The organism is Nostoc sp. UHCC 0251 (assembly GCF_034932245.1).
Classification (GTDB): Bacteria; Cyanobacteriota; Cyanobacteriia; order Cyanobacteriales; family Nostocaceae; genus Nostoc.
The window spans coordinates 1-10,033 of sequence record NZ_JAYGHD010000417.1; the positions used below are offsets into that span (position 1 = coordinate 1).

Annotated in this window: 8 protein-coding genes and 1 pseudogene; 4 read left to right on the forward strand and 5 right to left on the reverse strand. The window is 39.5% G+C overall.

Annotated features, from left to right (window positions below; translation table 11 throughout):
- Positions 1-72 precede the first annotated feature (72 nt).
- The 3 genes and pseudogenes from VB740_RS33930 to VB740_RS33940 all read right to left on the reverse strand — a co-directional run.
- A pseudogene (locus tag VB740_RS33930) lies at positions 73-2,106 on the reverse strand (beta strand repeat-containing protein); the annotation flags it as partial.
- A gap of 1,027 nt (positions 2,107-3,133) precedes the next feature.
- Positions 3,134-3,733 (reverse strand): hypothetical protein, encoded by a 600-nt coding sequence (locus tag VB740_RS33935; protein WP_323204213.1) that lies wholly within the window; start codon positions 3,731-3,733, stop codon positions 3,134-3,136.
- A gap of 62 nt (positions 3,734-3,795) precedes the next feature.
- Complete coding sequence (locus VB740_RS33940; protein ID WP_323204214.1) at positions 3,796-4,617, reverse strand: hypothetical protein; 822 nt, start codon at positions 4,615-4,617, stop codon at positions 3,796-3,798.
- Positions 4,618-4,881: 264 nt separating this feature from the next.
- Between VB740_RS33940 and VB740_RS33945 the strand changes: the two genes are divergently transcribed.
- Complete coding sequence (locus tag VB740_RS33945; protein WP_323204215.1) at positions 4,882-5,340, forward strand: M67 family metallopeptidase; 459 nt, start codon at positions 4,882-4,884, stop codon at positions 5,338-5,340.
- A 167-nt stretch (positions 5,341-5,507) separates the two neighbouring features.
- Positions 5,508-6,758: a site-specific integrase gene (locus tag VB740_RS33950; RefSeq protein WP_323204216.1), complete on the forward strand. Its 1,251-nt coding sequence runs from the start codon at positions 5,508-5,510 to the stop codon at positions 6,756-6,758.
- Between the two features lie 226 nt (positions 6,759-6,984).
- Here the strand turns inward: VB740_RS33950 and VB740_RS33955 are convergent, their stop codons facing one another.
- A complete protein-coding gene (locus tag VB740_RS33955; protein WP_323204217.1) occupies positions 6,985-7,206 on the reverse strand; it encodes a hypothetical protein in 222 nt (73 codons plus the stop codon).
- Positions 7,207-7,711: 505 nt separating this feature from the next.
- On the reverse strand, positions 7,712-7,897 hold the full coding sequence (locus tag VB740_RS33960; RefSeq protein WP_292775647.1) for a hypothetical protein: 186 nt from the start codon (positions 7,895-7,897) through the stop codon (positions 7,712-7,714).
- Between the two features lie 74 nt (positions 7,898-7,971).
- On the opposite strand from VB740_RS33960, the gene VB740_RS33965 reads away from it, so the two are divergent.
- Positions 7,972-8,397 (forward strand): hypothetical protein, encoded by a 426-nt coding sequence (locus VB740_RS33965; RefSeq protein WP_323204218.1) that lies wholly within the window; start codon positions 7,972-7,974, stop codon positions 8,395-8,397.
- 407 nt (positions 8,398-8,804) lie between these two features.
- Positions 8,805-9,980, forward strand: coding sequence for a molybdopterin-synthase adenylyltransferase MoeB (gene moeB, locus VB740_RS33970; RefSeq protein ID WP_323204219.1), 1,176 nt, complete (start codon positions 8,805-8,807; stop codon positions 9,978-9,980).
- Positions 9,981-10,033: the final 53 nt, after the last annotated feature.

Below are 10,033 nucleotides of genomic sequence, written 5' to 3' on the forward strand. Positions count from 1 at the left end.
TTGTAGAGACGTTGCATTGCAACGTCAAAACAATTCATTTTCACCAGATGTCTAATGAAAAGCTAATTACAATTAGACAACTACAAAATTGTTGTTGGTTAATGTCACACCAGCAGATAATTGTGCAAATTTTACCTGAGTAAACCCAGCCGCACTGCCATCTTGGTCAAAGAACAGCCCACCTGTAATATTGTCATAGATAAATCGTTGAGCAATAGTGGTTGCAGATGTTCCGAGGGTAAACTGACTTGTCTGAAGTGAACCGATTGATAACCCGCCAGCAAAACCAGCAGCCGATACCTGAATTAATTCGTTAGTGGCATTGAAGTCATAAATTCTATCAGTACCTTCATTGAAACTATTGAAAGCAAAGGTATCAGTACCATTATTTCCATAAAGGCTGTCATTACCAAGACCACCTGTGATGATATCATTACCAAAACCACCATCAAGGGTATTATTACCTAAGGCGCTATCAGCGGAGAGATTATCGTTGCCATCGCCTCCATCCAGGAAGTTATCGCCTGTTGAATAATCAACAATCAAGTTATCGGCACCAGCGCCACCGTTGAGGGTGTTATTTCCTGATGCCCTGCGATAGACTCCTTCGCCGGACTCACCTTCTTTGTCGTACTCGTAGCCAGAGGCGGAGAGAGTATCGTTGCCATCGCCTCCATTAAGCAGATTAGGACCTGATGAGTAGTCAACATTCAATTTATCGCCACCAGCACCACCGTTAAGGGTGTTATTGCCAGTGGTGTTATAAAACCTTCCTCCGTAGCCGTAGCCGTAGCTAGAGGCAGAGAGATAATCGTTGCCATCGCCTCCATTGAGCAGATTAGCGCCTCGTGAATAGTTAACATTTAAGGTATCGTCACCAGCGCCACCGTTGAGGGTGTCATTGCCAGAGGTGTTATCAAACCTGTAGCCCTCGAAGTCAGAGGCACTAAGAGAATCATTGCCATCGCCTCCATCCAGTAGGTTATTGCCTCTTGAAATGTTAGCACTCAAGGTATCGTCACCAGCACCACCGTTGAGAGTGTTATCACCATTGGCAAGATTGACCGTGAGAGAATCATTATCATCGCCTCCATCCAAAAAGTTATCGCCTGTTGAATAGAAAGCACTCAAGGTATCGTTACCAATACCACCTTTCAGGGTGTTATTTCCAGACACCTCAGGGTCATAGTAGCTACCAGAGACGGAGAGATAATCATTATTATTACCACCATCCAGTAGGTTATCGCCTGCTGAATTCTCAGCAATCAAGGTATCTTTACCAGCGCCACCATTCAGGGTGTTATTACCAGACACGATATCGTAGTCACCTAAGGCCATGAGAGTATCATTGCCATCGCCACCATCCAATAGGTTATTGCCTGTTGAATAGTTAACATCTAAGTAATCGCCGCCAGTACCGCCAACAAGGGTATTATTCCCCGCACCACCAATGAGAGTATCATTGCCCGTACCACCGCGCAGCAAATCATTGCCACTTAAGCCGTTGATTTTGTCATTACCGCCCTGGCCGTTAACGACATCATCTGAATTATTTAAACCTGTAATGTTGTTGTTGAGGTCATTGAGAAAGGTTACGGTGTTCTTGATACCTAAGCTCGTTTGAGTAGAGTTGGCATCTAAAACATTAAAGCTGCTGGTGATGCTAGTTTGCCCATTAAACAGGATATTACCAATAGCTGGTCTTGTTCCAGAAGCTTTCAGGTTATCCAAGTTCTCTAAGTTGAAGTTTTTGAGGATGAATTTTGTGCCAGTCACCCCTTCAAATGTGATTTCCAGATTCTTGCCATTCTGAGACAGTAGCAGATTTCTAGCAGTCAAGCCAGCACCTTGGAATTTGATGGTATCCACTTCGGCAATCACTGCTGCTGTCGGGTTTGTGCCTTTACCTACGCCACCGAAATCAGTGATGGTATCAGTGCCGTCGCCCAAGTTGTAAATAAATTTATCTTTGCCACCGCCGCCGGTCAAGATGTCATTACCTTTCAGAGCTGTAATAGTATCATTACCTGCTTTACCATTAATCGTGTCGGTACCTTTACTGCCCAGTAGGGTATTATTACCGTTGGTTCCAATGATATTTGTCATAATTTTTACCTTTTACCGATTATCGGAGTAACTTTAGTTCTAAACCCTGAGTTAGTGCTGTTTGAGCGCACAAAGAACTCACCGAGAGTTGACACTTTCGGCAAGTTTTTTGATGTCACTCTTGAGGAACAGTAATTTTGATCAAAAATTTATGCTGTGAACCAGCTTGCAAGTAGCACCTATCTAAGTAATAAAGTCTCACGTAATGTACAAATTTTTCACCATGTGGATGAACTGAAATAGCTTGTTCCAGACTGTTCTATAACCATTCTTGATTGAATAGCAATCACTGAAAAAATGTCGCCAAATAAAACTTAAAGTGCCTGAAACTCACATTCCATACTTTAATTTTCCAATACGTAAGTACTGCTGTCTTTAAAATTAGGGAACAGTTTACTTTTGATAGGGAAAGGGGTTTTCATGCCCTCGTTGTGGGCTATTGCCCGTAAGTGTTTAGGTTAAAAATAGCAAACATCTAAATAACATCGTAATAACCATATATGAATATTTACCGAGATGTCCATACTTAAGAACACATCTTTGCACATTCTTCATATTAAATACGTCGGTACAGTAAAACTTATATATATTTAGTTTTGTAAAAACTGTGGAATCACGAATTTATAGGCTATTCGCTGATTTTACATTTCATTACATAGCTTCATTTTTTAACGCCGACTTACTTAATTTATATGAACGTATGTATAAGTACTGGTTTTTGTGTATACTTAATATTTTATAGTCAAGAGTTTATTTGCAGAAAGCAGCAGACAAAGAGTTGTTTGAGCCGCCGCTTCCAAGATAGAAGACTTATTAGATGCTTGAAAAAATAATCAAAAAAACAGAGAATTAATCGCGGCGATCGCTTTATCTTGTTACGTATACACAGTAGCAAGATAAAGCAAGTGTCTAGCAATTTACTGTATCTAAGTAATAATTACCTCAGGTTGCCAGAATGTAAAAATCTGGACATGATGTGACTTAGCTAAGAAAACTTACGCTTTCTCGCTTAGTAATAGAGCGCTAATCACGAGTAACCAACCACAAAATTGTTTTCGGTAAGTGATAATCCAGCAGATAGTTGTGCAAATTGTACCTGAGTAAACCTAGACGCACTGCCATCTTGGTCAAAGTACAATGCACCTGTAATACCGTTGTAGATAAATCGTTCTTCGCTAGTGGTTGCAGATGCTCCAATCCTAAACTGACTTGTCTTAAGTGAACCTATTGATAACCCGCCACTAAAACTAGGGGAAATCTGAATCAATTCATTAGTCGCGTTGAAGTCATACAGTCTATCAATGCCTTCATTGAAACTAAAGAAATCAAAGGTATCAGTACCAGCTCCTCCATAGAGGCTATCATTGCCACTATTGCCCCCAGAGAGTGTATCGTTGCCATTGCTCCCCACAATTAAGTCATCGTAATCTGTACCTGTGATATTTAATCGTTCAATATTCTTGTAGCTAGCCCGATTTTCGCCCGCCGTAATTGAGCCAATGTTAGTGGTGGCATTGAATGTCGAAGTGATTCCTTCGGTAAATCCTAAGTTGGTAAAAAAGGAGTTATAAGACAATAAATCGTCACCTGTACCCCCATCGATCGTATCATTGCCAGTAGGACTCATATATATCGTATCGTTGCCATCGCCCCCAGAGAGCAGATAATTGCCTGTTGAAAATTTAACATCTAAATTATCATCACCAGCGCCACCGTTGAGGGTATTATTGCCTGAAGTGAATTCGTAGCGGTTTGGGAAGACCGCGGCTCATACTTATCAGAATAGTTTTTGAGATAATCATTGCCATCGCCACCAATGAGAGTATTATTCCCCGCGCCACCACGTAGCAGGTCATTGCCACTTAAGCCATCGATTTTGTCATCCCCGCCCTGACCATTGATGACATCATCTGAGTTGTCAAAGCCTTTGACATAGTTATTCAAGTCGTTAAAAAAGGTAACTGTGTTCTTGCGGAACAGGTTGTTTTGGGTAGAGTTGGCATTGACGACATCAAAGCTATCACTGATGCTGGTTTGCCCATAAAACTGGATATTGCCTAAGTTTACAGTGGCTCCAGTAGATTTACTCAGGTTATCCAGGTTTTCCTGGGCAAAGTTTTGCAAAATGACTTTGGCATTTGGAACTATACCTTGAAAGGTGATTTCTAGATTGCTGCCATTTTGCGTGAGCAACAGATTTCGGGCAGTTAAGCCAGGACTAAGGAATTTGATTGTGTCTACTTCGGCAATAATTGCTGCTGTTGGATTTGTGCCTTTACCCACACCACCGAAATCAGTGATGATATCAGCGCTAAATCCGTAGTTATCAGTCCTAGATCCTGAGTTAAAGTTGTTGTAAACAAATTGATCGTTACCAGAGCCACCAGTCAGGGTGTACTTGCTATAGCTATCTGTGATTATTGTATCGTTGCCTGCTTTACCGTTAATTATGCTTGCGTCGATGCTGGCTACTAGGGTATCGTTACCGTTGGTTCCAATAATATCTGCCATAATTTTTACTTACCTAAATCGATTTTTTTAGTAACTTTGCTTCTCAACCTTGAGTTTAGTGCTGTTTTTGGGTACAAAAATTCTCCTAAATTTGAAATCTTACATTTTCGGCATACTTTAGACGCCACCCTTGAGGAACAAGTAATATTTCTTGAAGATTCACCCAATAAAAAGGCTTGCCTGCGGTTGTTGCTAGCCCACGCCTGGCAATATCTTATATCTGTGCAACAATCGCTAGAGGTTAACAAAATTATAAACGCATAGATGATCCGGCTTCACCAAGAACACTTGCAAACTATTTGCACTCATGCCCAAAGCAGCTATCCAGACGAGTGCTGCGGTATAATTTTGGGCTATTTGGCTAGTGATGCCAAAATGGTGGTAGAAATCATACCAACAGAAAATGCCTGGAATACAGAAGCGGCGGCTGAGTTTTCAGGGGAACACACAGCAGAAAGTAAAAGAAGGCAATATGCGATCGCACCCGAAATTATGCTAAAAACACAAAGGGAAGCACGCGATCGCTCATTGAACATTATCGGCATTTTTCACTCCCATCCAGATCATCCTGCTATCCCTTCAGAATGCGATCGCCTATACGCTTGGCAAGGATACTCGTATATAATAGTTTCCGTCCAAAACGGTAAAGCTGGAGAACTCCAAAGCTGGAGCCTTGATGATACTCATCATTTCCAAGCAGAGGCAATTGAAAATATAATTTAACGGCTTAGTTTAAAGACGTATATCTTTTTTCGATAGGATTAATATTCCCTCCCAGATCATAACTGCTATGCAAAATCCCAGATTGGGATTTTGCATAAACATCTTTAAGCAGTACAGAGTTATGGATTATAATGCTTGCCATAGCAAATTACTAGAAAATTACTATTGTGTATAGCAAGCAAGAATCTAGCAAACAAGCGGATATAAGACTGGGAACCGATAAAGGTTCCTTGAGATTGCAATTCAGTAGCCGTGTTTCCCAACAGTTTTACGGAAAGAAACAAAAATATATAGGCTTAGGTAGACACGATTCAGACGAAAACAGGAAATGGGCGAACGGGATTATTAGACGGATACAAGAGGACATTGATTATCAAAATGGTACCAACTTTGACCCTAGCCTTAATAAATACCTTGAACTCAAAAGCAATATTATAGAACTTCCAGGTAGCTTGATACTCCCCACGCTTAGGGAACTTTGGGAAGAATATGTAGATTGGAAAGTAAATACAAAGCAAATATCAACCGCTACATTATTAGGAAGATATAAACAAAATTTTGGTTATTTATTAGCTAGTTATTTTGATAAACCACTAACCGCAGAGTTAGCACAAACAATAATAGATGACTTGTGTGCTAGGCGTACCAATTCTGATTCTATTGGCAAGCTATTCAGTGCTTTAAGTTCTATGTCACAAAGAGGTATAAACGATGGCTCAATAAAAAAAGATTATTTTTCAGAAATTAAGAAATTTTATAAGCCACCCACAAAATCAAAACAATTGCAGGAAGAGGAGGACAATAGAGCGTACACAATTGAAGAAAGAGATTTAATAATTAATTCATTCTATTCATCCAAAAAAAAATCATTTAGACAAATGGCAGAATTAATCGAGTTCTTGTTTCTCACTGGTTGTAGACCGGGTGAAGCTTTTGCTTTGAAGTGGAAACATATTGAATTAGACAAAGGATGGATACGTTTTGAGGACGCTTACAGTTCTGTTAGCAAAGAAATTAAAAATACTAAAACTAACATCGTTCGCATTTTTAAATTGAAAAAAATGTCTCGACTAGCATTATTACTTGAAAGAATAAAAGCAAAAAATAAAGAATTTATCTCTGAAGATTTAGTGTTTACTAAAATGAACGGTAAGCGTATTTCTTTGGATGCATTAGCGGGAGTTTGGGATAAAAAGTACAGTGAGGGAAAGATTTACAATGGAATTGTTACCGCATTAGCAGAAGAGGGAAAAATAAGCTATCTAAAACCTTATTCAACACGTCACACTTTCATTAGCATTCAGGCTAATAATGGTACAGATTTAGCTTTAATAGCTGATGTTTGTGGAACGAGCGTAGATAAGATAATGAAACACTATTTGCAACCAGATAAACAAAGAGAATTAACAGACATTTAGGCTTTTATTACCTGTGTTTCTCCAAGTAATACTTCAAGTAAATTTAGAGGTATAGACATATATCAATACTAAATAATAACCCAACCTTGTAGCTTTAGGCGGGGTTTTATATTAATAATTACATTTGAATTATTCGCGGTGTAACTCTTTATTGTTTAGAGTTCTTCAAGGAATACTAGAGAAATTGCAAATCGAAGTTGTAGGTTTGATATGCGGGTGTAAGGTATTAATGTACTCCAAATGATAGAGACGCCCCCTGCCCAAAAATACGGGCGAATAAGGGGTTGTTAGGACTTGCCACATTCAGATTACCTGATGCCGCGCCACCGCCCGTAACTGCTGATGCCGCGGAGTCATCAAATTCCTCGAAAACTACAAGTTCCTCGAAAACTAGAGCTTGCAGGTTTTCTTCATTTTTGGCTGTTAAAGCAAAGATTTTATTAGTCATAAGTCACTCGTGTAGTTTTTAGTCATCTATTAACTGCATAGTTAATGTACCAATACGGTACAGGAAAATCAAGAGTTTATACCAAATTACCTACTTTTCCTACTTAACCTACCTTTTTACAAAGCGCTACAAAATAGGAACTTATTCGCTGATGAGTGTGAAAGTATGTCTACTACATCGTTACTGCCACCAAAAATAAAATTACAGTTTTGCAGTGTCTAGAATGCTTGCTACACATACCTTTCAGAAAAAAGACTCTCAAGGGTGAGTATGATTTTAGTTGTTGATCAGCTATTTAGTGTAGGTGGCATACACAAAAAAACCTCTAGAAGGCTTATTCCTAGAGGTTTTTATTTTATCCAAGTATTGCTCTGAGATTTTCAGAATTACCGATATATATCTACCTATTCTCCATCAACCGATTAATTAATTTCTGTCGAGTATCTGATAAAAGTTGCTTTCCAGTCAGTATGTTTTTAGAAATCAAATCGCAGTCCTATACTATTTACTGTTGTCTTCCTTTCTTTTCATCCAGTGCTTTTTGAACGGCATCTCTACAAAACTGCGCTGGATTATCCTGTTTCTGTATTTCTTCCTTCATTTCCTTAGTAGCTCTAAAAGTAACATTTTCAGTTAATTCTTTACTCGGTGGATTGTCAAAGTTTTGAGGATTACCCTTACGATTAGGCATTGTTGAGAGATGTAAATATAGCTTGTTTCGGCGCAAGCATCGAAATAAAGTTTTAACTCGGTAGGTAATTCACCGTGGAAAGTTGTTACCTACCGATACCACTTTTAGAAAATGGTTACTCTATGTTTACACGTTCGGAACTCGAAAGCAAAACTATCCAAGAGCTACGAGATTTATGCAGAAGATATGGGTTAAAACCAACTGGGAACGCTGGTTATAAAACTAGCTATGTTACTTCACTTATAGCTTTCCCTGCGATCGCACTCAATCAGATGAAGGAAGGAAGAGGAATAAAAAAGTTGAGCTTTGAGGCTTTTCAAAATATTGGTGCTGCATTGGATCAAATGAATGATCCAACCGATGAACAGGCAGCACTTATCAAGCTGACGATGGAAGAGAGGAGGCTACACGCTCCTCAGTCATGGGAACAGCAAACACTAATCAACCTCTACAAAGCTAAACAGAAATTAGAGGAGGTTATGTATTTACTTGGTGAGTAGATAGGTTAAGAATTTCAAGCTAATAGCAAAAGACCTCATGGGAGGTCTTCTTTTTATTAATATGTTCAGAATACTTGGAGTAGAAACAACATGATAAATGTATGAGTATATATTGAGCATTAATACTTAACATTAATTTATACACATTATTACTAATTTATTACTTAAAATACAATATTTGAACATTAAATGAGTATTTTTTAGAATTTATATGCTGAAAGTATTGATTTTACGTTCTTTAATTCTTTCGCCATCAAAGGGGCATACAGTACACAAGCCTAGTGGTAAACTAGACTATTACTAGTAAAAAACAGCTAATAGAAGTACCTAAACTTACTTCTAGACACTAAATTACTATTTTAATACTAGAATTACTAGATTAAACCTTAAAACTATTGGTACATGGTATGTCGCTCAATCCCAATCTGGATGAAATCCAGTTAACCAAAGACGATTACGAACGCTACTCCCGACACCTGATTTTGCCGGAAGTAGGACTAGAAGGACAGAAGCGCTTAAAAGCTGCCAGTGTACTGTGTATCGGTACAGGTGGACTAGGTTCACCACTACTTTTATATCTAGCGGCGGCGGGTATTGGGCGCATCGGGATTGTCGATTTCGATATTGTCGATACTTCCAATCTGCAACGCCAAGTAATCCACGGTACATCCTGGGTAAATAAACCCAAGATTGAATCGGCAAAAAACCGTATTCACGAAATTAACCCCTATTGCCAGGTTGATTTATACGAAACCCGCCTAACTTCCGAAAACGCCCTGGAAATCCTCCAACCTTACGATATCGTGGTGGATGGTACTGATAACTTCCCCACCAGATATCTAGTTAACGACGCCTGCGTATTGCTGAATAAGCCCAACGTCTACGGTTCAATTTTACGCTTTGAAGGGCAAGCTACTGTATTTAACTACGAAGGTGGCCCGAATTATCGTGACCTTTTCCCAGAACCACCACCACCAGGAATGGTTCCCTCTTGTGCAGAAGGTGGGGTGTTAGGAATTTTGCCAGGAATTATTGGTTTAATCCAGGCAACCGAAACTGTCAAAATCATTCTGGGGCAAGGTAAAACCTTGAGTGGACGATTGCTGCTATACAACGCCTTAGATATGAAATTTCGGGAGTTGAAGCTGCGTCCTAACCCGATTCGCCCAGTGATTGAAAAGCTGATAGACTACGAACAATTCTGCGGAATTCCCCAAGCTAAGGCAGAGGAGGCTAAACAGCAGATGGAAATGCAAGAAATGACCGTTAAGGATTTGAAGGAGTTGCTAGATAGTGGTGCGAAAGATTTTGTACTGCTAGATGTTCGCAACCCCAATGAGTACGACATTGCCAAAATTCCTGGTTCAGTGTTGGTGCCTTTACCAGACATTGAAAATGGAAATGGCGTTGCGAAGGTAAAGGAAATATTGAACGGTCATCGTTTAATTGCTCATTGTAAGATGGGCGGGCGATCGGCAAAAGCTCTTGGCATCCTCAAGGAAGCCGGGATTGTGGGGACGAATGTCAAAGGCGGAATTACCGCTTGGAGTCGAGAAATCGATCCTTCAGTTCCAGAATATTAGGGACTTCCAAATAAAAAAATATTCAATTATTGATTGTGGGGTGGGCATCTTGC

Bases quoted from the DNA above. Each gene is read 5' to 3' on its own strand.
- VB740_RS33960 (WP_292775647.1), bottom strand. From the start codon at position 7,897: ATGCCTAATCGTAAGGGTAATCCTCAAAACTTTGACAATCCACCGAGT.
- moeB (WP_323204219.1), top strand. From the start codon at position 8,805: ATGTCGCTCAATCCCAATCTGGATGAAATCCAGTTAACCAAAGACGAT.
- VB740_RS33940 (WP_323204214.1), bottom strand. From the start codon at position 4,617: ATGGCAGATATTATTGGAACCAACGGTAACGATACCCTAGTAGCCAGC.
- VB740_RS33945 (WP_323204215.1), top strand. From the start codon at position 4,882: ATGATCCGGCTTCACCAAGAACACTTGCAAACTATTTGCACTCATGCC.
- VB740_RS33955 (WP_323204217.1), bottom strand. From the start codon at position 7,206: ATGACTAATAAAATCTTTGCTTTAACAGCCAAAAATGAAGAAAACCTG.
- VB740_RS33935 (WP_323204213.1), bottom strand. From the start codon at position 3,733: ATGAGTCCTACTGGCAATGATACGATCGATGGGGGTACAGGTGACGAT.